A 23488-nucleotide genomic window follows, 5' to 3' on the forward strand; every position below is an offset into this window, starting at 1 on the left:
CGCACCTGATGGTTCCGGCACCGGGCGCCGCGCACCTGATGGTTCCGGCACCGGGCGCCGCGCACCTGATGGTTCCGGCACCGGGCGCCGCGCACCTGATGGTTCCGGCACCGGGCGCCGCGCACCCGATGGTTCCGGCACCGGGCGCCGCGCACCCGGTCTCCGAGGAGCCGGTCGCCCATCACCCGACCACCGAGCACCCCCGATCAACGAGGGCCCGATCACCGGGTTCCCGCGTACCGAGGGCCCGAGCACACGGTCAGGCCCCGGCCTCCCCTCCGTCGCCGGACTCCCGGCGTCCTGTCTGCGTCGGCCGCGCACGCGCCGACCCACCGTCCCGACCGCGGAGCGTCGACCGCACCGCGGTGACCGCGAGAAAGCGGAGCCACCTTTCCATGCGTGAGAACAGAGAAGGCAGCGGCAGCCGCCGCACCCTGAGCAGCCGCGCCAGGACGCGGATCCCGGCAGCCGCCGCGGCGGCCCTCCTCGCGGGTTCGGCCGTCGCCGCCGCTCCCGCCCAGGCCGCGGCCCCCAAGACCCCCAAGGCCCCGGCCGCAGCCGCCGACTGCAGCGCCACCTCCCGTATCGAGCAGAAGCTCAGCGGAGGCACGACCTGGCGTATGTGCTGGCACTACGAGTCCAAGGCCGGGCTGGTGCTGGACAAGGTGACGTACCAGCCCAACGGCGAGGCCCGCCCGATACCCGTCCTGACCACCGCCAAGCTCGGCCAGATACATGTGCCGTACGACAACGGCCAGAACGAGTTCGACGACCTCACCAGCTACGGCTTCGGCGAAGGCGTGCAGAACCTCGGCCCTGACGAATGCCCCGGCGGCACCCTGAAGAAGGTCAGGCTTCCCCGGGCCCAGGCGGTCAACGGCCTGTGCACCACCACCCGCGCCCGCGGCCACGCCTACCGTGCGGCCGCCGAGGAGGAGAACTCCAGCAAGGTCTGGTCGGCCCAGGGCAAGGACCTGCTCCTCTACACGGTCAACAAGGTCGGCTGGTACGAGTACATCACCGAGTGGCGCTTCTCCGACGACGGCACCATCTCCACCCAGGTCGGCGCCACCGGCAACCTCTCGCCCATGGACTACGACGCCTCGGACGGCCGGGGCTGGCCCGTCGGCAAGGGCGCCAAGGACTACGCCGTCAGCCACAGCCACAACATCTTCTGGCGGCTGAACTTCGGGCTCGACGGGTCGCCGAAGTCCAAGGTCCAGCAGTTCGACGCGACCACCACCCCGCGCTCGGGCGGCACGCCCACGACGAAGACCAAGCGCACCGACATCACCACGGAGCTGGCCGGCAAGAGCGGCGAGCAGCGCTGGTGGCGCGTGGTCAGCGCGGCGGGCAAGAACAAGGACAACCACCCGCGTTCGTACGAGATCGTCCTCGGGCACTCCAACAAGTACCCGGGCCGCCCGTACACGCGGAACGACGTCTACTTCACCGAGTACGAGAAGTGCCAGCAGCTCGCCAGCCACAACCGCCGCTGCCCGGCGGCCTCCGGCACCGGCAGGAGCGTCGACACCTTCGTCAACGGGCAGTCCCTCAAGCACCCCGTCACGTGGGTGAACATCGGCTTCCACCATGTGGCGCGCGACGAGGACCAGACCCCGATGCCCGTCCACTGGCAGGGATTCCAGCTCGCACCGCGTGACGTGACCGCCATGAACCCCCTCACACCGTCCGATCTCACCGGCCAGAACGGCCAACCCACCATCCCCTGAGCCGAGTTGCCGGACCAGTCGACGGATGAGGGTGCACCGCCCTCCGCCCAGGCAGTACCCTTCCTTGATCGTGGAACGGGGGGCGGAAGGCGGTGCACTGGTGAGCTCGGGCGGCGGTCTGGAGCTGCCACCTGGCGACAGGGGCCGACAGGACGGTCCGGGCGGGGTGCCCCCGGGCGCGGTGTCCGTGGCGCGCCCGATGGAGATCGGAGCGGAACTCGAGTGGGGCGTCGACGCCTGGAGCGAGGTCCGCACCCGGGCCCGCAGGGCCGGTCGCGGCTACATCTGGCTGAATCTCGTCGAGCAGCGTCTGCGGGCCGTGGTCGCCGCCGTTCTGCGCCCCGTCTACGAGCCGGTGCACGGCGACGAGTGGGTGGTTGCGGCCGCCGGGCCCGCGGGGCATGAATGGGTGCAACGGGCCGTCGCCGTCCGTGAGGTGAGCCGACGGAAGGGCTATCTGCTCGACCCGGCCGACGACAATGTGCTCAGTTTCCTCACGCTGCCGCAGTTGCGGGAGCTGATGGTGCAGCACTGGCCCTGCTTCGAACCGTATCTCGACGACCGCCGCGACCTCGAGCTCGCCCTCGACGAGCTGGAGGTCGCGCGCAACGTCGTCTCCCGCAACCGAGCCCTGTCCGAAACCGTACTGGCCCAGGCGGAACGCGCCTCGGGCCGGCTGCTGGAGATCCTGGGCAGCGGCGCGGGCACGCCCTCGGCCGACCGGCTGCCCGTCGACGCCGTGGAGGACCTGGTCGGTGACCGGTACGCCGATGTGGTGGGCGTCCACGCCGACCGGGTACGGCTGCAGCGGCAGTTGCCCGCGGAGGACCTCTTCGGAGGGGCACGGCGGCTCGACGCGATCGGGATAGGCCTGAATCTGCTCGTGCAGAACTACTCGGGCCGGCGCCTGGTACGGCTGGCCGAGTCCGGCTGCCGCGCCCGGCTGCTGTTCCTCAATCCCGCGAGCAGCGCCGTGCGACGACGCGAACGCGAACTCGGCCTGAAAAAGGGAGAATTGAGCCGCTCCGTCGAGATGAACATCATGCACATGCGCCGGGTGCGGGCCAGGCTCCGGGACACCGGGGGCTTCGAGGTCCGCGTGTTCGACGAGACGCCGCGCTTCACCGCCTATCTGGTCAATGGTGACGGGCCCGACGGGCTCGCCGTCGTCCAGTCCTATCTGCGCAGGACGCGGGGCATGGAAGCGCCGGTTCTGGTGCTGCGGGGGAGCGGCAGGGACGTGGTGCAGAAAGGCGGCCGGGGGAGCGAGGAGGCCGGGCTCTTCCCGACCTACCGAGAGGAGTTCGAGAGCGTCTGGACGGATTCGCGCCCGGTGTCGTGAGAGGAGGCCCGCGCCCCCGGCCTCGCCGTTCCGCCGTCCTCGGTCCACGGGCCTCCCGTCGCTTCCGTCCTCGGCCCCCGTTCCCGGCCCCAGTCCCGTCCCCGCCACGGCTGCTCCTGGTCCCTCGAGTCCCGCCCCGGCCGTCCCGTTCCCGCCTCGTCCCCGCCCGTCCGCTCCTGTCCCTCCGTTTCCCCACAGTCCTGTCTTCGCGCCACGGCCCGCGCCCGCCCGAGCTGCCCCTCTTTCACCCTGACTGCCCGTCAACGTCCGTGTGGTGCCCGCCCTCGGGACCGGACTCGGGCTGTCAGTGGTGCGTGGCAGGGTGAAGCCCGATGGGGGAACGGGACGACGGAGGGGGTCCGCGGCCATGGGCTGGCACCGGGGTTTGCTGATCGGTTTCGACCTGGAGACGACGGGGACGGACCCGCGCGAGGCACGGATCGTCACGGCCGCCATCGTCGAGATGGAGCACGGGGAGCCGATACGCCACCGCGAGTGGCTGGCCGACCCGGGGGTGGGCATCCCGGCGGAGGCGGTGGCGATCCACGGGGTCACGAACGAGCGTGCGGCGGCCGAAGGCCGCCCGGCGCGCGAGGTCGTGGAGGAGATAGCGGCCGCGCTGGTCGGCTACTGGTCGGCCGGGATCCCGGTCGTCGCCTACAACGCCGCCTTCGACCTGACCATGCTCGCTGTGGAGTTGCGGCGGCACGGACTGCAGTCGCTGCCGGAGCGCCTGGGCGGAGGAGAGGTCGGCCCGATCGTCGACCCGTACACCATCGACCGCGCCGTGGACCGGTACCGCAAGGGGAAGCGGACGCTCGTGGCGACGTGCGGGGAGTACGGGGTGGTGCTCTCGTCTGCGCATCAGGCGAGCGCGGACGCGGTCGCCGCGGTCCGGGTCGCGTGCGCCGTGGCCGAACGGCACGCCAGGGTGGCCGAGTTGGAGCCCTGGGCGCTGCACCGCAGCCAGGTCAGCTGGTCGGCTCGCTGGGCGGCGGGCTACCAGAAGTGGCTGCGGCAGCGCGATCCCGAGGCCGTTGTGGACGGGAGCTGGCCGCTGAGGGTGCTGCCGTCGTAGCGCTGGGGGTGCTGGCGGTCGTAGCGCTGATGGTGCTGGCGTCGTAGCGCTGATGGTGCTGGCGTCGTAGGTGTGCAGGCCGAGGGGCGGCGCGGCGGGTAGGGCATGGACGGCCGGGCTTGCCGCGCGGTGGGCGGGTGCGCGGCCGGGCGCTGCGGCCTCGCCTTCACGTGGGGGCAGGGCGTCAGAACGCGTGCCAGCGGGCCTTGGGATCGTCCGCGCGCAGGGAGGCGACCCGGCGGCGGAACTCGGCGAGGGCGGCCGGGTTCGCCGGCGCGTGCTGGGCCACCCACGCACAGCTCGCGATTTCGCGGGCACCGCGCAGGACGCCGCACCCCTCCCAGGTGCGGACGTCCCAGCCGTACGTGGCGGTGAAGGCGTCGTACTCCGCGGGGTCCAGTCCGTATCGGTCCCGGGCCAGGGCCATGACGACGAGGTCGTGTTCGCGCAGGTCGCCGGAGAAGGTCTCCAGGTCGACCAGGACCGGTCCTTCGGGCCGGATATGCACATTGCGCGGCAGGGCGTCGCCGTGGACGGGACCGGGCGTCAGGTGGGGGACGAGGTTTCCCACGGCGGCCGCGATCCGGTCGCGCCGCTCTCGCAGGAAGCCGGCGTCGGCCGGGTCGATGGCCTCCCCGGCCGACCGCAGCCAGCGCTCGACACCGCTGAGCAGTTCGCGCTTCGGCAGCGGGAAGGGCGGCGCGGGGAGCCGGTGCACCAGCCGCAGCAGCGCGGCCAGATCGGCGGCCCCGGCAGGCCGTACGGGGTCGGGCAGGCGTTGCCAGACGGATACGGGATGGCCGTCCACGAGCCGGGCCCCAGGCTCCGCGGGCCGGACTGCGGGGACGCCCTGCTCCTCCAGCCAGGCCGCGGTGCGCAGTTCGCCCCGCATACGGTCCAGGAGGTCGGCGCTGCGGCCGATGCGGACGACGGGACCGTTCGCGGGAAGCGCGAACACGGCGTTCTCGCCCAGGGCGAGAAGCCGCGCGTCCGGGGCCGGGTGGCCCGCGGCGGCGAGGACCTGCCGCGCACGCTCCTCGGTGAATGCGGCGGTCTCGAACTCCCGCGCCATGTCTGTTACCTCCGCGGTGCGTGGGCTGAGCGGTCGGGTGGTTCCGGTACGCCATCGGCTTCGGGCGTCGGGGCCCAACCCGACCACCAGCTCTTCACCCCGGTCGCGGAAGCCCGGCGGCGAGGCGTGACGGACGACGTTGCAGACGGGACCGATCAGGGTCGCACACGTTTCAACTTGCCAAAACATACGACCGGCGCAAGCTGGTCAGTAGACACGACGCACCCGCGAGGAGGCTGCCATGGCGAAGGTGTATCGCAAGGGCGAAACCGAAGCGCGGGAGATCGAGGTTTTCGAACTCGATCTGAGCGAACGGGATCAGGCGGAGATGCGCGCCGACCCCGAGGGATTCTTCAGGAGATTGCTCGAGCCGGAGATCGGCACCGTGAACGGGGTTTCCATCGACGTCAGGATCATGAACAACCTGGCCAGCGGTGTACCCATCGCGGGGCCCCACGTTGTCCACCACACCGTGAGCGGCCAGTGGCAATCCAAGGTCGAGGTCACCGACCCGATGTAGTCGGGCAAGCCGGCGACCGTCCTGTCCAGTGGCGGCGCCGGCGTTTCAGTGCCCGGCGGCGGGGACGCCGAATGCGGCGAGGGCGCGGCCGGACCGAATGCGGCGAGGGCGCGGCCGATGGCCACCGTGGCGCCGCCCGCAGACCCTGTCCGTCGTGGAGCCCGGCCCGTGCAAGGACGAGGCGGTCGCCTTCATCGACTTCCTGCCGCGTCCACGGACCGTGGTGCGGCTCGCTCCCGGCGGGGCGACGGGTACGGGCGAGTTGCGCAACCGGCTCGTGGACGAGGGGACTCCGGTGCTCGCGCGCTACCAGCGGTAGCGGCGGCGAGCTGCCCCGGATTTTCGATTGTACGATACGTATCGTCTCGTCCCGTCTCGCGTAGTGGGCCCTGACTTCACCGAAGCGTGGCCATTTCGCCATGCGGCATCGCCGAACATGGGCACGTGAACCCGGACGTCATCCAGGGTCTCGTCGCCCGCGGCCACCACGTCACGTACGCGATCCCTTGAGTCGTTCCGCCGAGAAGGTCGCGGCGAGCGGCGCGGAACTTCGGGTCCACGCCTCGATCCTGCCCGGCCCGACAATCCGCCGGAGGCGTGGGGCGAGGAACTGACCGACCGGGTCGGGCCGTTCCTCGGCAACGCGAGCCAGGCTCTGCCCAGCACCGGCCGTGGTGGAGAGCTCGGAGGCGGCCGGTGGGTGAGGTCGCCGAGGGCGGTACGCCGCAGGCGGCGGCTGACCGAGGCGTTGTTGCCGGACCGGTGAACCTGACTTGGCCATCGACCCGGACACCTACCAAGACAGTTACCCCAGGCAAAAGGTTGTGTCGAACGGATCTTGTCTCTCGGGTGACGGCGTTCCTAACGTCGGGTGAACTGAGCAATTCCCCCCGCACCGGAAGATGGTCATGCCCCGAGACATACCGCCTCTCGCCGAGGTGCGCCGTACCACCGAGAAGAAGCGCGACGCCTGGTGGACCGTGCTGCTGGTGGACCCGGTCGCGACCCCGCTCGTGCGCTGGACCGCCATGTGGACCAGGGTCACGCCCAACCAGATCACCTGGTCCGCCCTGTTCCTGGGACTCGGCGCGGCCGCCTGCTTCGTGGCCGGAAGCTGGGGCTGGCTGATCGTCGGCGCCGCGCTGTACCACGCGAGCTTCATCCTCGACTGCATGGACGGCAAGCTCGCCCGGCTCACCGGCACCGGCTCGGTGTTCGGGGCCTGGCTCGACTACGTCTTCGACCGCGTACGGGTGCTGGCGTGCGCCGTGGCCCTGATGGGCGGCCAGTACGCTCGTACCGGCGAAGTCGTCTATCTCTGGCTCGCCCTCGCCGTGGTCTTCCTCGACATGCTGCGCTACGTCGATGCGCTGCAGATCTTCAAGATCCGGCACGGCATGCGCAAACAGATCAAGGCCCGGGTGCGCGAGGCCCGGCGGGCCGAGGACGAGCGCGAACTCGCCTTCATGGAGGACCTGCTGGAGCAGAACCCGACCGCCTACCTGGAACAGGACCAGAACCGCACGGTCGCCGAGGCGGACGGGGACGCGGAGGCGCCAGAGGCTGTGGACGGCCTCCTTCCGGAGTGTGAGGCGCCGGAGCGTCCACCGATGGCTGTGGTCGACCTGCACCAGGAGTTCCGCCACCGGTTCCCGTGGTACTCGCGCTTCCGGACGCTGCTGCTCCGCCACCGCATCCGTACGCACCTGGTCAGCGGCATCGAGTTCCAGATGGCCGTGTTCATCGTCGGACCACTGGTCGATGCGGTCGCGCCGGTGACGGTTGGTGCGGCGGCACTGCTCCTCTCCTTCGAACTCGCCATCATCTACAAGCTGCTGCTCTCCACCCGGGACTTCACCCGCACCATCGAGTCCTTCGAGAAGACGGCCTGACCACCCGGCGGCGAAGCGGACCTGGCGGCCCGGCCGGAGGCCGGCCAGGGCCATCGCGCGTCGCCGTCGCCCCGGGCCGTGCCCGGGGATCTCGACTCCCCTCGCGTGCGCCGACTGCGTGCCGATGAGCGGGAGTTGACGCATGTCCGTGGCCCGCTGCGATCCCGCCGGTGCCCGACCGGCCGGGGCCCGTGCGCAGCCGTACTGGCCCGGGGCACACGCCCCGGGCCCGTCGCTTCCACCTACCGGAACAGGCGTCCTGGTCCGCCCATCGCCAAGTTCTGCCCCGCTCGCAGCCCAGGTAGGGGCGTCTACTGCGTTGCCGGATCAGCCGAGCAGGCCCGCTGCGAGCCCGATCCGCCGGCTTGCCCGGCGACCGCACTCGGCGGCCACTCACCGATCAGCCGCGTGAACAACCCTCCGGGTCAATGCAACTGGGTCCTCACACGCTCCGGCTCGTCTCTGCCTACGGGGGCGGTGGTTCCGGGCGGCGCGGTGAGCTCCGGTGCGTCGTGCGAGAGGTCGGGCAGACGCCGCATCCACCGCGGCAGATACCAGTTCCGTTCGTCCAGCAGAGCCATCACGGCCGGAAGCAGCACACCCCGGATCACGGTGGCGTCGATGAGGACCGCGGCCGCGAGGCCCACCCCCATCTGCTTCATGCTCTGCATCGACAGCGTGCCGAAGATCGCGAAGACGGCCACCATGATGACGGCGGCGCTCGTCACCACCCCCGCCGTCGTGGTGATCCCGTGCGTGATCGCGCCTCGTGTGGTGAGGCCGCGCATCCGGGCCTCCCGGATCCGGGACACCACGAAGACGTGGTAGTCCATGCTCAGCCCGAAGAGGATCACGAACAGGAAGAGCGGCAGCCAGGACACGATCGCCCCCACGCCCTCGGCGCCGACCAGGCTTGCGCCCCAGCCGTGCTGGAAGACGGCGGTGAGGATGCCGTACGCGGCGCCCACCGACAGCAGGTTGAGCACGATCGAGGTGAGGGCGATCGTCAGCGACCGGAAGCACAGCAGCATCAGGACGAAGGCGAGGACGACCACGAAGGCGAAGACCGGGACCACACTGGAGGCGAGACGGTCGTTGAAGTCCGCCGAGGCCGCCGTCTGCCCGCCGATCGGCGCGCTGAGGCCGGGCACGCCACCGAGCGTCGCGGGTCGTACGTCCTCGCGCAGGGTCCGCAGGCTCCGCTCGCTGCGTACCTCGTCGGAGCCGCCGGCGAGCGGGACCTCGAGGACCGCGACATTCGCGGCGCGGTGGACGGTCACCTTGACCGGGCCCGTCGACGCACCGGAGGAGACGGCGCGGCCACGGAAGTCGTCGATCGCGGCCCGTACGGGGGAGGCGGTGATGTCGTCGGCCTTGACCACGACCTCCGCCGGGGCCGGGCCGCCGGGGAACGCCTCGTTCATGTGCTGGTACGCGCGGACGACGGGCAGGTCGTCGCCCAGCTCCTGATCAAGCGTCAGATTCGCGGTGTTCATCCCGAGCGCCGGGAGCGCCAGCACCACCAGCGCGCCGCCCGCGAACGCGACGGACGCCCGTGGTCTGCGCAGCACGCCGCCGAGCACCTTCCGCCAGAAGCGGCTCTCGCCGGACCCGCCACCGTCGCGCCGGATCCGGCTCAGGAACGGTATGCGGCCCTTCTCGACGCGCTCGCCGAGCAGCGACAGCAGCGCGGGCAGCACGGTGACCGAACCGAACATGGCCACCGCCACGACCATCAGCGTTGCCAGGCCCATCGACTGGAATTCGGCGATTCCGGTGAACAGCATCCCCGCCATGGCCACGATGACGGTGACGCCGGAGACCAGGACGGCCCGGCCGCTGGTCGCCGCCGCGATACTCAGCGCCGTACGGGCGACGTGCCCCGCGGCCCGCTCCTCGCGCTCGCGGCGCAGATAGAAGAGGCAGTAGTCGACGCCGACCGCCAGACCCACCAGCAGCATCACGGAGTTCGCCGAGTCCCCCATGGGCACGGCGTGACTGACGACGGCCACCAGGCCCGTCGTGGCCAGGAACGCGGTCATCGCGAGCGCGACCGGCAGCAGCGCGGCGACGAGCGCCCCGAACGCGATGAGCAGGATGCCCAGCGCGATCGGCAGCGCGGAGTACTCGGCCTGCTGGAAGTCGTCACCGAACGCGTCGTTGAAGACCTTCTCGGAGCTGGCGCTGCCGAACTGCTCGACCCGCAGCCCCTGGTCCTCGTGGGCGGCAGCGACCTTCCCGACCGCGTGGAGGACCGGCTGGACGTGCTCCGACGCGGTTTCTGCGTCGCCCCGCATCTCGAACCGCACCAGGGCCGCACGACCGTCCCGCGAGACGGCCTTGGACTGGTACGGGGAGACCATGGCGGTGGTCTCGCCCGTCTTCCGTACGGCGGAGACGACGTCGTCCACCGCGGTGCGGAAGGCGGGGTCGGTCGCCCTGGGACCGTCGCCGCCGCGGGCCTGGATGAGCACCATCTCGCCCGCGGGGCGGTCGATCCCCGCCTCCTCGAGGATCTTCACCGCACGCCCGTACTCGCCGGGCACCTCCTCGCTCGCGGAAACCTCCGCGCGGCCCGTCATGGAGCCGATGACGAGGGCGAGGACGACGAAGAGCAGCCAACTCCCCACGGCAGCCCACCGGTGCTGCGCGCTCCAACTCCCGGCGCGGGCGGCGAAGCCCCGCGGCCCACCGTGCCGCGGAGAGGATCCCGTAGCGCGTACGGTCCCGTGGTCCGCCCCGGCCGCCCGGTCCGCCCGGCCTGCTCCGTCCGCTGATCCGGGCCCCGTCCTGCGTCTCGTGCCGTGTGTGCGTCGCCTGTCGCCGGTCACCGTTTCCCCCCTCGGGCGCGACGACGGCACCCTGCCGCCGTCGCGCCACGACGCTACGGCGGGGGCGGAGGCGGTCCCATCCTGCTGACCGGTGATCCCGGCGGTGGCGTTCTCCACCGCATGGAGGGGGGACATCCCTACCCCGCCCTGTCGTGGTCCCTTACAGGTAAAGGGAGTTGAGGCCGGGCGCTTCAACTCCGCCCGATATGGAGCGATTCCGGCGCGTTGGGAATGTGTGGCTCACATCACAGATTCGAACTGACATTGATTTTGGGGCCGTCAATCAGACAGTGTTTCGAGATACCCGGGCGTAGTAATTGCCGCCCGCAGGGAGCTTTGGTGGCCAAAGCTTCGCTTCCCCCCACAGCACACGAGGAGATTTCTCTTCATGGCCTCTCACAAGCGTTACAGCAAGCGCCGGTTGACCGTCGCAATATCCGCCGCCGTGGCCGCGATCGCCGGAGGAACCCTGCTGACGCTTCCCGCGGGTGCCGCTCCGCCCGAGGGAAAGATCTATGGTGCGAACGCCAAGGGCGCCGTCGAGGGCAGCTACATCGTTCTGATGGACGCCAAGGCCGGAAAACAGTCCATCGCCAAGGCCGGCAAGTCCGACCTCGCCGAGGAGTACGGCGGCAAGCTCAAGCGCAACTACGCCTCCGTGGGCGCCTTCTCCGCCAGCGGCCTGAGCGAGGACGAGGCCAAGCGCCTCGCCGCCGACCCGTCGGTCGGCAAGGTGGTGCAGAACAAGAAGTTCAGCATCAATGCCACCCAGGAGGACCCGCCGTCCTGGGGCCTGGACCGGATCGACCAGGAAGACACCAAGGGCGACAAGAAGTACACCTACCCGGACTCCGCCGGTAAGGGCGTCACCGCGTACGTCATCGACACCGGTGTGCGCATCACCCACAAGGACTTCGAAGGCCGCGCCTCGCACGGCTTCGACGCCGTCGACAACGACGAGTCGGCGGACGACGGCAACGGCCACGGCACGCACGTCGCGGGCACCATCGCCGGCAAGGACCACGGCGTCGCCAAGAAGGCCGAGGTCGTGGCGGTCCGGGTCCTCGACGACCAGGGATCCGGCACGACCGAGCAGGTCGTCGCGGGCATCGACTGGGTCACCGAGAACCACAAGGGGCCGTCCGTCGCCAACATGAGCCTCGGCGGCGGTGCCGACGAGGCCATCGACGCGGCCGTGAAGAAGGCCATCGCCTCCGGCGTCACCTTCGGTGTCGCTGCGGGCAACGAGTCCGCCGACGCGGGCAAGGGCTCCCCGGCCCGGGTGAAGGAAGCGATCACCGTCGCCTCCAGCACGGAGAAGGACGAGCAATCGGACTTCTCCAACTTCGGCAAGGTGGTGGACATCTACGCGCCTGGCTCGGACATCACCTCCGACTGGAACGACAGCGACACCGGCACCAAGACCATCTCCGGCACCTCGATGGCGACCCCGCACGTGGTGGGCGCCGCCGCCGTCTACCTCGGCGGGCACCCGGACGCCAAGCCCGATGACGTGGCGAAGGCGCTGACAGACGGTGCCACCCCGGACAAGATCACCAATCCGTCCGAAGGCACCCCGAACAAGCTGCTGAAGGTCGTGGAGTAACCCGCTTCCGGTGGTACCGCAGACGCCGGCCGCCGCGCTCTCCCCCACGGAGCGCGGCGGCCGGTCCTTTTGCCGTGCAGGCCATCTCGTACGGCGTAGTGGCGTGCGCCGCCGGGACGGTTGTCCGCACCGCCGGATTCGCGGACTCGGCGATTGCCGTCCGGCTCCATCCGGATCGCTCGATCCGGTACGGAAAAGGCCTCGGCATCACCCGCGTGGAATTGTGGCCACTCCATCGTGATAACTCGCCGTCCCGTGACGGTTCATATTCACAGCGTGATCGAGAAGTCCGGAACCTGAGAACTCGGAGGGTCATGGACGCGAATTCCCCTATGGATCCTGATACTTCGGGCACGACGGCCGTGAACGTCCATCCGGTGCATCAGGAGGAATTGGGTGGGAGCGGCGCGCGTCGGCCGGGCGGTGTTTGATCGCCCAAGCCCGGCGCGTCAGGGTCAGGACCAGGGTCCTGCTGCCGTCGTCCTCCCGGATGTCCCGGGAGCGGACGAATCCGGTCCGCTCCAGAATCGCGAGGGACGTGCGATTGGGCTCCGCCACGGTGGCGTGCACCGCATACACACCGAGCGTCTCGAAGCCGTACGCCACGAGTGCCCGGGCGATTTCGGCGCCGAGCCCCCGCCCCCAGACCGTGGGCGAGAGGGCGTAGACGATCTCGTGGCCGCCCACCGCCTCCGTGGGCTTGATCTCCGCGTGCCCCACCAGACGTCCGTCGAGCCTGACCGCCCACACGTCGAACAGGTTCTGCGCGTACACCCTGCTGAAGACACGGCCGAACAGCGCCCGGTCGTCCGCCTCGCTCTGCGGGCCGTCGCCCATCCACCGCGAGACCCGCGTGTCCTGGAAGAGGGCCACGAAACCGGCTTCGTCGGCCGGGGTGTAGGGCGTCAACAGCAGGCACTCGGTGTGCAGATCGGGGGTCACGGCAGGGGACCGTAGGCGGCGGACGGCGGGTGCGGCAACCGGTATTCCCGTAGGCTGCGGACGTGACGACGTACGTGGCCCTCCTGCGCGGCATCAATGTGGGCGGGCAGAAGAAGGTCCCCATGGCGGACCTCCGTGACCTGCTCACCGGGCTCGGCCACGGCGGCGTCCGCACCCTGCTGCAGAGCGGCAACGCCGTCTTCACCAGCGACGAGCGCGACACCGGCCGCCTCGTCACCGGGCTTGAGGAGGCCATCGCGGAGCGCTTCGGGTTCACGGTGGCGTGCCTGGTGCTCAGCGCCGGTGAACTGCGCGCGGTCGCGGAGCGCAATCCGTTCCCGCCGTCGTCCATCGAGCCCTCGAAGCTCTTCGTGACGTTTCTGTCGGGCCCGGTCGATCCGGCGCGGCTCACCCACATCGGCCCGCAGGGGTATCCGCCGGACGAACTCCGCGTCGGGGAGCGGGAGCTGTTTCTGCGCTGTCCCGAAGGGATCGGGCGCAGCAAGCTCGCCGAGGTCCTGGGCAGGACCGATCTCGGCCTCACCGCCACCGTCCGGAACTGGAACACCGTCACCAAACTGCTGGCGATGACGGACGGCTGAGGTCGCGCGTCCCGGGTCGGGGACAAAGGAGAGGTTCCGCTGTGGATCCTGCGGCCACACAGCGCGCGCACGGTGGTCGCCCTGAACCTTCTGCGGGCCGGTCCGGTCCGCCGCGAAGCCGCACCGGCATGGCGAGAAGCCCCTCATCCATGAGGGGGGAGCAGTCCCGATGCCGGATTGCCCGCGATGTCCCCCAGGGCCGAGACTGGGCGTGTGACTGCTTCCTCCGAGGTCGTGCTGGTCGGTGTGCCCCTGCACTGCGTGGGCATGCCCGAGCCCGGCGACCCGCCCACCGGAACAGAACGGGCCCCGGCGGCCCTCCGCGCCGCGGGCCTGGCCGATGCCGTCGCGGCCGCCGCGGACCTCGGTGATCTGGACGTACGGCTCACCGGGCCCGACCGTGATGCCGACACCGGCGTGCAGGGCTGGCCCTCGGTGTGCGCCGCGACCGAGAAGCTGCGCGCGCGGATCGCGGAGATCATCGGGGCGGACCGGGTGCCACTCGTGCTCGGCGGGGACTGCACCCTGCTGCCGGGGGCGCTGGCGGGCGCGCACGACGCCCTCGGGAACGTGGGGCTCGCCTACGTCGACGGGCACCTCGACCTCTACGACGGAAGAACGTCCACCACGGGTGAGCCCGCCGACATGCCGCTCGCCGTGGTGACCGGGCACGGCCCGCCGGCCTGGTGCGAGGTGGTCGGAGCGCCCCTGGTGTCCCCCGGCCGGCTCGCGCTCCTCGGCCCCCGGGACCGCGAGGAGGCAGCTGGGCTGGGCGCGGCAATGCCGGAGGACATCGGTCTGCGTGCCGAGGCCGACCCCGAGGATCTGCGCGCCCGCGGCATCCCGGGGGCCGGGGCGGAGGCCCGCGACCAGCTCTCCGTCGGGGCCTCCGGTCGCTACTGGGTGCATCTCGATGTCGACGTCCTCGACGAGGCGGCCTTCCCGGCGACGGACTACCCGGTGCCGGACGGGCTCACCCTCGGCGAACTCCAGTCGCTGCTACGGCCGTTGACTGCCGACCCCGGACTGCTGGCCGGGCTGTCGGTCGGCTGCTACAACCCGGACAAGGACCCGGACGGCTCCGGAGCCGAAGAGCTCGTCGCGCTGCTGGGGGAGCTGCTGCGGTACCCGTGACGACGACGTGGTGCGTCACCGGACCACGTCCCGTGTCGCGCTTCCCGTGTCGCACGTCCCGTGTCGCACGTCCCGTGTCGCACGTCCTGTGTCGCACGTCCTGTGTCGCACGTCCTGTGTCGCACGTCCTGTGTCGCACGTCCTGTGTCGCACGTCCTGTGTCGCACGTCCCGTGACGCACCACCGGCAGAAGAGTCCCCGGTCCGGTCCCGGATGGCCACCTCCGTACCCTGGCGTCATCCGGTCAGTCGCTGAGCCGTGCCGGGCAGAGGCGTCGCGGCTCCTTGTCGTCCCGCAGCCTTGCGTCCACGCACCCGTCCGGCAGCCCCTTGTGGGTCCGGTTGCCGAAGTTGGCGGTGACGGTCAGCGCGCGGTCGCCGAACTGCGTGCGCTGGACGCTGCGTTCGCCGGTCAGCCATCGGAACGACGTGAGCTTCCGCATGCCCGCGGCCCGGTGCAGCTGGAAGAAGTACCGCTGGAGTGCGGCCAGTTCGGACCGCGCTTCTTCAACGCCGGGTCCGTCGAGCACGAAGTTGAGCGTGGTGTTGTAGAGCATCGCGAGCAGCGCCCGAGTGGTCTTCTGCCGTGGCAGCTCGCCGTAACTCATTCCCAGCGTTCGGCGTTGACCAGCGAGCCGTGCAGCGCCGTCTCGTACAGCGGCGCCCGGTACCGGGGCTCGTACATCGCCGTCGCCAGTTCCTTTTGGCAGTGTCACCGGCTTGAAGAAGGCGCTCGGGGCCCTCTCCGGGGAGTAGCCACCCCGGTCTTCCGGTCGCGCTCCAGCTTCCACAACCCGTCGGAGACCGGGGTCCCGGAGCCGTGGTCGACGCCAGCACCCGGTTGGCCCACGCCTGGGCGGACTCCGAACCCAGCACCAGGTCCTTCTGCAGCCGGCTCATCCGGGCCAGCCGCATCCTGCGGTCGTCCGCCTTGGTCATCATGTGGCCCTTCCCGTGGTCGCGGAAGACCTCGCCGGTGGCCAGAAGCGGTCGCCTACGGGGATGTCCAGGCCCTCGCCGCACGGGAGTTGGACGGACACGGCGGCCCGATCGGTGCCGGTCACCGGCCAGCCGACCGTCTGGTCGCGGTCCGACCGCATCGTGATCCGCAGACGTCCGCGCTCGGAACGCGCGGTCACGCTCAGTCCCTTGTCCGGATAGCTCCAGCGGGCCTGCCCGGACGTACGGGTCACCGGCCCCGGCTCACCGAGCGCGCTGCCGGCCGGTGCGGACAGCACCATCGGCCGCCCGTCGCCGGTCCGTGCGGTCACCCCCAGGGAGGTGGTGTCGATGACGGCCGTGCCGCCCCTGACGGAGAGTTCGACCCGGTCGGCGTCGTCGCGGTGCCGGCGGAGGCGATGCCGTACCCGGTGGCGCCGACGGCGGTCGCGGTGAGGACGGTCGCGGTGAGGACGGTTGCGGTGAGGGCGGTTGCGGTGAGGGCGAGGGCGATGGGGAGGGCGCGCCGCGACCGCCGCTTGTGGCGCCGCGCCGTCCCGCTCTCGTAGAGATCTGTGGTCATGCAGGCATGGACAGTCCGCGGTCCCTAGAGACTTCTAAGACGTCGGAACGGCCCAACCGCCGTTTCGGATTCTCCAGTTCCGGGGACTGTGTCGGATCATCGCTTTTTTCGCCCCGCGCCACGACGGCGCCTGACGCGACAGCCGAGGGAGACCATGGGTTGGAAAGGCACACGGCGGGCGGTCACGACGGCTGCTCTCGCCGGAGCGATCGCCGCCGTCCTGGCTTCTCCGCCTCCGGCCGGTGCTGAAACCCGGGCCGGGACCACACCGTCATTCGAGACCACGGCTGCGAGGCCGGTCGGATCGGCCACGCCGCCACCACCCCGCCTTCCGCGCGATTTCCGGGGGAAGGGCAAGTGGGTCGTCCGGGATCTCGGTATCACGGTCCCCTTCACCTGGGAGGGGAGGAACGGCGACAGCCAAATGGTCGCGGGAGGCCCGCAGTACCCGATCTGGTTCACGAACCTGATCCACCGCGGCACCCTTTACACGCTGACATACAAATGGCCCGGCCTGAACGAACACCCTTGCTCACGCATTCCGGGCTTCAGCCTGGACACACTGAACCAGTTGTTCCAGAACGCGCGGTTCGTCGGACGGGAAACGCTGCAGCGGAACCCGCAGCGGCATGTGAACCACTGGAGGACGGGCATCGTCCTGCCGAAGCTGCCTCCAGGAAACCACCCGCGTCTCCCGCTGGCGCTCGGCGACATCTATGTCGATCAGGACAACCGGGGAACCTTCTGGCAGGTGCTGCAGTTCGGAGTCCAGAATCTCTACGACCCCGAGCTGGACGAGTGGCTGGTCATGGATACGTTCGAGCACAGGCCGGGAAGGGTGACGCTGCCCCCACAGTGCCGGCCCCCGCAGTGACCTGGGCTCCGCCCTCCCGGTGCATCCCAGCTGCGTGGCCTGGCCATCTCCACCCGCAGCCCGTGACCGATCGACTACGCCGCGGCGTACGCCCCGTACGAGCGGCTGCCTCGCGCCTCGTCGTAGCGTCGCAGCAGCAGCCTGGCCAGCTCGGGAGAGGGGCCCAGGACACCCGCCAGCACATCCGCGCCCGCTTCCCGCGCGCCCGCGGCGATACGGTCCGGAAGGATGCCGGGCGCGATGACGTACGGCGCGACCGCGACGCGCTCCACGCCCTCGGCGCGGAGCGTGCGCACCGCGTCCTCCGTGCGCGGAAGGGAAGCGGAGGCGAACGCAGGCCGCACGGCGCACCATCCGGTGTGCCGCCACTCCCGCGCGATATCAGCGATCACTGCGCTCGCCTCCGGGTCGGAGGAGCCTGCCGAGGCCAGTACGACCCCGGTCGAGGTCCGGTCGCCGGGCCGCACTCCGGCCTCGAGGAGCCGCCGTTCCAGCGTGGCCGTCAGCAGCGGCGACGGGCCCAGCACGTTCCCCTGCCGTACGGCCAGCCGGGGCAGGCGGGCCGGGGTCTCGTGCAGCACCGATGGAATGTCGGACTTGGCGTGGAAGGCGCGGGTCAGCAGCAGCGGCAGGGCGACGACGTCCCGTACGCCGCCCCCGGCCTCCGCCTGCTCCGCGTTCAGCCGCTCCAGCACCTGCGGAACGCTCGGCGCGTTGAAGTCGAGGAAGCCGGTCTCGACCCGCAGGCCCGGCCGCAGGGACCGGACGCGCGCCGTGAGGGCGTGGACGGTCGCTGCATGCCGCGGATCGCGGCTGCCATGGGCGACGACGAGGAGTACGGGTCCGGGCATGGGATCAGCTCTTGGCGAGAAGTCCGCGGTTGCGCAGCACCAGCCGCTCCAGCGGGCTGAAGAGCAGCAGGTCGATCGCGATGCCGACGATCAGGATGAGGATGATGGCGAGGAACACACCGGGCATGTCCGCGTTGTTGCGCCCGTTCTCCAGCAACTGGCCCAGTCCCAGGCCCAGATCGGGGGACGAGGCGATGATCTCCGCAGCCATCAGCGAGCGCCAGGAGAAGGCCCAGCCCTGCTTCAGGCCCGCGAGGTAGCCCGGCAGTGCGGCCGGCATCACGACATGCCAGGTGCCGCGGAGCCCCGAGGCGCCGAGTGTGCGGCCCGCGCGCAGGAACAGCGGCGGCACCTGGTCGACGCCCGAGACCAGCCCGTTGGCGATCGAGGGGACCGCGCCGAGCAGGATCACCGCATACATCATCGAGTCGTTGAGCCCGAGCCAGATGACGGCCGGGGGCACCCACGCCACCGACGGCAGCGACTGGAGCCCGGAGAGGATCGGGCCGATGGCGGCCCGTACGAACCTCACCCGGGCGACCAGCAGACCCAGCGGCGTCCCGATGGCCAGGGCCAGCAGGAAGCCGGACAGGCCGCGCGAGATGCTGGTCCACACGACCGAGAACAGCTCGCCCTGGAGCCAGAGTTCACGCACGCTCTCCCAGACCGCGGACGGTGCGGGCAGCTTGTACGCCTCGGTGACCTGTGCCCGGACCAGGAGCTGCCACACGACGATCACCAGCGCGACGGCCACCACCGGCGGCAGCACCTTCTGCACCAGGGCCTGGCGCAGCGGCGTACGCCGGACCTGCACCGTGTCCAGTGCGTCCAGGCCCGCCTCCAGCCCGGCCAGGTCCGCGGCGTCGGTGCCCTTCCCCGGCCGGGCCGCGCTCTCGAGGTCAGTGCTGGCCATGACGGCGGATCTCCCCCCGCAGTTGTTCGGTGATCTCGATGGACAGCTCGGCGACCGCCGCGTCCTCGATCCGGCGCGGCTGCGGAATGTCGACCTGCCACTCGCGGGCGATCCGGCCGGGGCGGGAGGACAGCAGGACGACGCGCTGCGCCAGCCGTACGGCCTCACGCACGTTGTGCGTGACGAACAGGACGGAGACGTCCGTCTCCCGCCAGATACGGGTCAGCTCGTCGTGCAGCACATCGCGGGTGATGGCGTCGAGCGCCGCGAACGGCTCGTCCATCAGCAGCAGTTGGCTGTCCTGCGCCAGCGCGCGTGCCAGCGCCACGCGCTGCCGCATGCCGCCGGACAGCTCGTGCACCCGCTTGCGGTGCGCACCCTTCAGCCGTACGAGCTCCAGCAGCCGCTCGGCCTCCTCCCGCCGCTCGGGGCGCGGGAGACCGCGCAGCTTCAGCGCGAGTTCGATGTTCTTGCCCGCGGTCAGCCACGGGAAGAGGGCGTGCTCCTGGAACATCAGGGCGGGGCGCCCGCCGGGGACCTCGATGCCCCCGGCGGACGTCCGGTCGAGCCCGGCGACCAGGTTGAGCAGGGTGGACTTGCCGCAGCCGGAGGCTCCCAGGATGGTGACGAACTCACCCGGGGCGATGTCGAGCGTGATGTCGTCGAGGACGAGCTGCTGGGCACCGGGCCGGCCGAAGGACTTCGAGACGTGGTCGATACGGGCCGCGTACGACACGTCGATGTCGGTCTCGGCAGCCTTGGTGAGCGTGGCGGACATGGGTGTCACCTCCTGGGAGATCCGGGTGCGGTCACTTCTCGGTCACTCCTCGCCGAGACCTGCGTCGTCGACCGCGGGTTTGCCTTCGGCCTTCAGCACCTTGTTGAGCAGGGTGAGGTCGTAGATGCCGCTCAGGTCGGCCTTCTCCAGCAGGCCGGCCTTCACCGCGTGCCGGGCCTCGGTCTCCAGCGTGGCGGCCAGCGGGTCGTCGGTGGTCTCGATGGACTTCCACGCAGGGTCGATGACCTCGGGCGGGAGCGGCTTGCCGGACAGTTTCTTCAGCGCGGCGTTGGCGGAGGCCTTCGCCTTGTCCGGGTTGTCCTTGATCCACTGGTTGGTCTTCACCGACCCGCGCAGCACGGCCTCGACCACGTCCGGGTGCTCGTTGAGGAACCGCTGCGACACGATGAGGTTGGTGATCACGAACTTCTCGTCCGGCCAGAGCGATCCCTCGTCGAGGAGGACCTTCCCACCCTCTGCGACGAGCTTCGACGCGGTGGGCTCGGGCACCCAAGCGCCGTCGATCGCACCGGACTTGTAGGCGTCCGGGGTCACCTTGTTGTCCGTACGGACCACGGAGACATCGCCCTTGCCGCTCTGCGGGTCGACCTTCCAGCCCTTCTCCGCGATCCAGTTGAGGAACGCCACGTCCTGGGTGTTGCCGAGCTGCGGGGTGGCGATCCTCTTGCCCTTGACGGCGTCGAGGGACTTCACCTTCTCGGGGTTCACGACCAGCTTCACGCCGCCGGACGCCGAACCGCCGATGATCCGCAGGCTCTGGCCGTCGGACTTGGCGAAGCCGTTGATGGCGGGGGAGGGGCCGATCCAGCCGATGTCGATGGAGCCGGAGTTGAGCGCCTCGATCTCGGACGGGCCGGCGTTGAAGGTGGAGGCGCTGAGCTTGGTGCCGCCCAGCTCCTTCTGGATGATGCCCTGCTGGTCACCGACGAGCGCGGTGGCGTGCGTGAGGTTCGGGAAGTAGCCGATCCTCACCTCGTCGGTGGAGAGCTTCTTGCCCTTCGGAGCGGGGGCCTCGGCCGTGTCCGGCTCCTCGGCCTGCGAGCCGTAGCCGCAGGCGCCCAGAGCGCCCGCCAGGAGCGGGAGGACGGCGGCAGCGGCGAGGATGCGGCCGCGGCGCAAAGTCTTGGCGGTAGAACCGGATGGTCGGGAGACTGAGGTGCGATCGGCGAACACGGCAGGGTGTTCCTCTCGGGAGGCCGGGGCGCCTCAGGGCGCGCCCGGCAAGCGGAAGGTCTTCGGTACGGGAGGTGCGGACGGGGGACGGTGCCGTTCATGAGCACACACATCGCCCGGTGCCGCCCCGCCCGCTGCCGAGGAGTCCGCTGCCGATGCGGCCGCCCTCCTTCGCGAAGGTCGAGAAGACATCAACCATGATCAGAAGTCCCACCCCTCGTCGTCCTGGCCGGCCGCGGCGTCCGTCGCCACGTCGGCGAAGGCGGTGCCCGCCATGCCCGCGGTCAGCGTGGTGCCGTCGGAGGGGTCGATGAGCAGGAAGGAGCCGGTGCGGCGCGACTCGGCGTACGCGTCGAGGGGCAGCGGCTCGGCGGTCCGCAGCACGACCCGGCCGATGTCGTTGGCGGCCAGCTCGCCCGGAGCCGGGTGCTGGGAGAGGTCCGCCAGCGTCAGCCGCGACGGGATGTCCTTGACGATCGCCTTGACCGTACGGGTGGTGTGCTTGAGCAGCACCCGCGTCCCCGGCTTCAGCGGGCGGTCGTGGAGGTGGCAGACCGTGGCCTCGATGTCCTGTGTGGTCGCGGGCGCCGAGGCGGTCGGCACGATCACGTCGCCGCGGGATATGTCGAGGTCGTCGGCGAGCCGCACGGTCACCGACTGCGGCGCCCACGCCACGTCGACGGACTCGCCGAGCGCGTCGATGCCCTCGATCGTGCTGGTGAGACCCGACGGCAGGACGGTGACCTCGTCGCCGGTGCGCAGGATGCCGGAGGCGATCTGACCCGCGTAGCCACGGTAGTCGGGGTGCTCCGGGGTCTGCGGGCGGATGACGTACTGGACGGGGAAGCGGGCCGGCTCGTCGGTGGGGTCGCTGCCCACCGAGACGGTCTCCAGGTGCTCCAGCACGGTCGGGCCGCCGTACCAGGCCATGTTCGCCGACGCCGTCACCACGTTGTCCCCGGCGAGCGCCGAGATGGGGATCGCGGTGATGCCGGGGACGCCCAGCGAGGTGGCGTAGGCGGTGAACTCCTCGGCGATGGCGGCGAAGACGGGCTCGGCGTAGTCGACCAGATCCATCTTGTTGACGGCCAGCACCACATGGGGAACACGCAGCAGCGCGGCCACCGCGGCATGCCGCCGCGTCTGTTCGACCACCCCGTTGCGGGCGTCGACCAGCACCACGGCCAGCTCGGCGGTCGAAGCGCCGGTGACCATGTTCCGCGTGTACTGCACGTGACCCGGGGTGTCGGCGAGGATGAACCGCCGCCGGGGCGTGGCGAAGTAGCGGTACGCGACGTCGATCGTGATGCCCTGCTCGCGCTCCGCGCGCAACCCGTCGGTCAGCAGCGCCAGGTCCGGCGCCTCATGGCCGCGGCTGCGGGAGGCGTGCTCCACGGCCTCCAACTGGTCGGCAAGCACGGACTTGGAGTCGTGCAGCAGCCGGCCGACGAGCGTGGACTTGCCGTCGTCGACCGAACCGGCGGTCGCGAAGCGCAGCAGCGATGTGGCCGCGGTCTGCTCCAGGATCGTGCTCGTGCTGGTCATGGCTAGAAGTACCCCTCGCGCTTGCGGTCCTCCATGGCGGCCTCGGACAGCTTGTCGTCGGCGCGCGTGGCGCCCCGCTCGGTGAGCCTGGACGCCGCGATCTCCGCGATCACGGCCTCGATGGTGGTGGCGTCGGAGTCCACCGCGCCCGTGCAGGACATGTCGCCGACGGTGCGGTAGCGCACCAGCCGCTTCTCGACCGTCTCGTCGTCCTTGGGGCCGCCCCAGTCGCCGGGCGCCAGCCACATGCCGCTGCGCCGGAAGACCTCGCGGTCGTGCGCGTAGTAGATCCCGGGGAGTTCGATGTCCTCCCGGGCGATGTACTGCCACACGTCCAGCTCGGTCCAGTTGGACAGCGGGAAGACGCGGACGTGCTCGCCGGGGGAGTGGCGGCCGTTGTAGAGCTGCCACAGTTCCGGGCGCTGGCGGCGCGGGTCCCAGCCGCCGAACTCGTCGCGCAGCGAGAACACCCGCTCCTTGGCGCGCGCCTTCTCCTCGTCGCGCCGTCCGCCGCCGAAGACGGCGTCGAAGCGGTTCTTCTCGATGGCGTCCAGCAGCGGCACGGTCTGCAGGGGGTTACGGGTGCCGTCCGGGCGCTCGCGCAGCTCGCCGCGGTCGATGAACTCCTGCACGGAGGCGACGTGGAGCCGCAGTCCGTGCCGGGCGGCCGTACGGTCCCGGTAGTCGATCACTTCGGGGAAGTTGTGCCCGGTGTCCACGTGCAGCAGGGCGAACGGCACGGGCGCCGGGGCGAACGCCTTCAGTGCCAGGTGCAGCATGACGATCGAGTCCTTGCCGCCGGAGAAGAGGATCACCGGCCGCTCGAACTCCCCCGCCACCTCGCGGAAGATGTGCACCGCCTCGGATTCCAGAGCGTCCAGGTGCGTCAGCGCGTACGGGTTGTCGGTGCTCTCACCGGTCGCGGCAACCGTCGTCATGCTGTGCCCCCTTCGTTCTCCCCCGGAGCTGTCGCCCGGGAGGTGCCCCCATCGCCGCCCACGCGGCGCAGCGGTGCGGATATCACGGTCGCCTGCCGCCCGGCGGCCTTGCGCGCTCCCCC

General features: G+C 70.8%; 22 protein-coding genes and 3 pseudogenes. 11 read left to right on the forward strand and 14 right to left on the reverse strand.

From position 1 onward, the window contains the following. Positions 1-395: 395 nt before the first annotated feature. The 3 genes from AB0M26_RS03690 (at position 396) to AB0M26_RS03700 (ending at position 4153) form a co-directional block, all read left to right on the forward strand. Positions 396-1733, forward strand: coding sequence for a copper amine oxidase (locus tag AB0M26_RS03690; protein WP_365253932.1), 1338 nt, complete (start codon positions 396-398; stop codon positions 1731-1733). A 70-nt stretch (positions 1734-1803) separates the two neighbouring features. Then, positions 1804-3075 carry an SAV2148 family HEPN domain-containing protein gene (locus AB0M26_RS03695; RefSeq protein WP_365253935.1) on the forward strand — a complete coding sequence of 424 codons (1272 nt, stop codon included), beginning with the start codon at positions 1804-1806 and terminating at the stop codon, positions 3073-3075. A gap of 367 nt (positions 3076-3442) precedes the next feature. Beyond that, entirely contained in the window at positions 3443-4153 is a 711-nt protein-coding gene (locus tag AB0M26_RS03700; protein ID WP_365253938.1) for a 3'-5' exonuclease, read from the forward strand. A gap of 184 nt (positions 4154-4337) precedes the next feature. Here the strand turns inward: AB0M26_RS03700 and AB0M26_RS03705 are convergent, their stop codons facing one another. Next, the gene (locus tag AB0M26_RS03705; protein ID WP_365253941.1) at positions 4338-5225 is read right to left on the reverse strand and encodes an aminoglycoside phosphotransferase family protein; all 888 of its coding nucleotides are present in this window, start codon (positions 5223-5225) and stop codon (positions 4338-4340) included. A 241-nt stretch (positions 5226-5466) separates the two neighbouring features. Here AB0M26_RS03705 and AB0M26_RS03710 point away from each other — a divergent pair, with 241 nt between their 5' ends. The 4 genes and pseudogenes from AB0M26_RS03710 to AB0M26_RS03725 all read left to right on the forward strand — a co-directional run bounded on the left by AB0M26_RS03710 (position 5467) and on the right by AB0M26_RS03725 (position 7637). After that, positions 5467-5745 carry a hypothetical protein gene (locus tag AB0M26_RS03710; protein ID WP_365253944.1) on the forward strand — a complete coding sequence of 93 codons (279 nt, stop codon included), beginning with the start codon at positions 5467-5469 and terminating at the stop codon, positions 5743-5745. A gap of 136 nt (positions 5746-5881) precedes the next feature. Further along, positions 5882-6064: pseudogene (locus AB0M26_RS03715) on the forward strand (sugar ABC transporter substrate-binding protein); the annotation flags it as partial. An 86-nt stretch (positions 6065-6150) separates the two neighbouring features. Continuing rightward, a pseudogene (locus tag AB0M26_RS03720) lies at positions 6151-6406 on the forward strand (glycosyl transferase); the annotation flags it as partial. Between the two features lie 247 nt (positions 6407-6653). Continuing rightward, positions 6654-7637 (forward strand): CDP-alcohol phosphatidyltransferase family protein, encoded by a 984-nt coding sequence (locus tag AB0M26_RS03725; RefSeq protein WP_365253947.1) that lies wholly within the window; start codon positions 6654-6656, stop codon positions 7635-7637. A 425-nt stretch (positions 7638-8062) separates the two neighbouring features. Here AB0M26_RS03725 and AB0M26_RS03730 read toward each other — a convergent pair whose 3' ends face one another. Further along, entirely contained in the window at positions 8063-10267 is a 2205-nt protein-coding gene (locus AB0M26_RS03730; RefSeq protein WP_365253950.1) for an MMPL family transporter, read from the reverse strand. Positions 10268-10856: 589 nt separating this feature from the next. Between AB0M26_RS03730 and AB0M26_RS03735 the strand changes: the two genes are divergently transcribed. Further along, a complete protein-coding gene (locus tag AB0M26_RS03735; RefSeq protein ID WP_365253953.1) occupies positions 10857-12074 on the forward strand; it encodes a S8 family peptidase in 1218 nt (405 codons plus the stop codon). Positions 12075-12404: 330 nt separating this feature from the next. Here the strand turns inward: AB0M26_RS03735 and AB0M26_RS03740 are convergent, their stop codons facing one another. Next, positions 12405-13016: a GNAT family N-acetyltransferase gene (locus tag AB0M26_RS03740; protein ID WP_365253956.1), complete on the reverse strand. Its 612-nt coding sequence runs from the start codon at positions 13014-13016 to the stop codon at positions 12405-12407. Between the two features lie 62 nt (positions 13017-13078). Between AB0M26_RS03740 and AB0M26_RS03745 the strand changes: the two genes are divergently transcribed. Both AB0M26_RS03745 and AB0M26_RS03750 read left to right on the forward strand, forming a co-directional pair. Continuing rightward, a complete protein-coding gene (locus AB0M26_RS03745) occupies positions 13079-13618 on the forward strand; it encodes a DUF1697 domain-containing protein (protein ID WP_365253959.1) in 540 nt (179 codons plus the stop codon). A 213-nt stretch (positions 13619-13831) separates the two neighbouring features. Next, positions 13832-14752, forward strand: a complete 921-nt coding sequence (locus AB0M26_RS03750; protein WP_365253962.1) for an arginase family protein — start codon at positions 13832-13834, stop codon at positions 14750-14752. Positions 14753-14996: 244 nt separating this feature from the next. On the opposite strand, the gene AB0M26_RS03755 is transcribed toward AB0M26_RS03750, so the two are convergent. From AB0M26_RS03755 to AB0M26_RS03775, 5 genes and pseudogenes are all read right to left on the reverse strand, one after another. After that, positions 14997-15359 carry a glycoside hydrolase gene (locus AB0M26_RS03755; protein WP_365254559.1) on the reverse strand — a complete coding sequence of 121 codons (363 nt, stop codon included), beginning with the start codon at positions 15357-15359 and terminating at the stop codon, positions 14997-14999. Beyond that, entirely contained in the window at positions 15356-15436 is an 81-nt protein-coding gene (locus AB0M26_RS03760; protein WP_365254519.1) for a glycoside hydrolase, read from the reverse strand. The genes AB0M26_RS03755 and AB0M26_RS03760 overlap by 4 nt, the downstream gene beginning before the upstream one ends. Before the next feature lie 203 nt (positions 15437-15639). Beyond that, a pseudogene (locus AB0M26_RS03765) lies at positions 15640-15693 on the reverse strand (hypothetical protein); the annotation flags it as partial. Continuing rightward, positions 15690-16022 (reverse strand): hypothetical protein, encoded by a 333-nt coding sequence (locus AB0M26_RS03770; protein WP_365253965.1) that lies wholly within the window; start codon positions 16020-16022, stop codon positions 15690-15692. The gene AB0M26_RS03770 and the pseudogene AB0M26_RS03765, both read right to left, overlap by 4 nt. Continuing rightward, positions 16019-16273, reverse strand: coding sequence for a hypothetical protein (locus AB0M26_RS03775; protein ID WP_365253968.1), 255 nt, complete (start codon positions 16271-16273; stop codon positions 16019-16021). The genes AB0M26_RS03770 and AB0M26_RS03775 overlap by 4 nt, the downstream gene beginning before the upstream one ends. A 424-nt stretch (positions 16274-16697) precedes the next feature. Between AB0M26_RS03775 and AB0M26_RS03780 the strand changes: the two genes are divergently transcribed. Beyond that, a complete protein-coding gene (locus tag AB0M26_RS03780) occupies positions 16698-17147 on the forward strand; it encodes a hypothetical protein (RefSeq protein WP_365253971.1) in 450 nt (149 codons plus the stop codon). A 74-nt stretch (positions 17148-17221) separates the two neighbouring features. On the opposite strand, the gene AB0M26_RS03785 is transcribed toward AB0M26_RS03780, so the two are convergent. The 6 genes from AB0M26_RS03785 to cysD form a co-directional block, all read right to left on the reverse strand. Further along, a complete protein-coding gene (locus AB0M26_RS03785; protein ID WP_365253974.1) occupies positions 17222-17998 on the reverse strand; it encodes a sirohydrochlorin chelatase in 777 nt (258 codons plus the stop codon). 4 nt (positions 17999-18002) lie between these two features. After that, positions 18003-18911, reverse strand: coding sequence for an ABC transporter permease (locus AB0M26_RS03790; RefSeq protein WP_365253977.1), 909 nt, complete (start codon positions 18909-18911; stop codon positions 18003-18005). After that, a complete protein-coding gene (locus AB0M26_RS03795; protein WP_365253980.1) occupies positions 18898-19689 on the reverse strand; it encodes an ABC transporter ATP-binding protein in 792 nt (263 codons plus the stop codon). The genes AB0M26_RS03790 and AB0M26_RS03795 overlap by 14 nt, the downstream gene beginning before the upstream one ends. A 42-nt stretch (positions 19690-19731) precedes the next feature. Next, the gene (locus tag AB0M26_RS03800) at positions 19732-20829 is read right to left on the reverse strand and encodes an ABC transporter substrate-binding protein (RefSeq protein WP_365254522.1); all 1098 of its coding nucleotides are present in this window, start codon (positions 20827-20829) and stop codon (positions 19732-19734) included. Positions 20830-21084: 255 nt separating this feature from the next. Beyond that, on the reverse strand, positions 21085-22428 hold the full coding sequence (locus AB0M26_RS03805) for a GTP-binding protein (RefSeq protein WP_365253982.1): 1344 nt from the start codon (positions 22426-22428) through the stop codon (positions 21085-21087). 2 nt (positions 22429-22430) lie between these two features. Continuing rightward, positions 22431-23366 (reverse strand): sulfate adenylyltransferase subunit CysD, encoded by a 936-nt coding sequence (gene cysD / locus AB0M26_RS03810; RefSeq protein WP_365253985.1) that lies wholly within the window; start codon positions 23364-23366, stop codon positions 22431-22433. Positions 23367-23488 lie beyond the last annotated feature (122 nt).

The organism is Streptomyces sp. NPDC051776 (assembly GCF_040681345.1).
GTDB lineage: Bacteria > Actinomycetota > Actinomycetes > Streptomycetales > Streptomycetaceae > Streptomyces.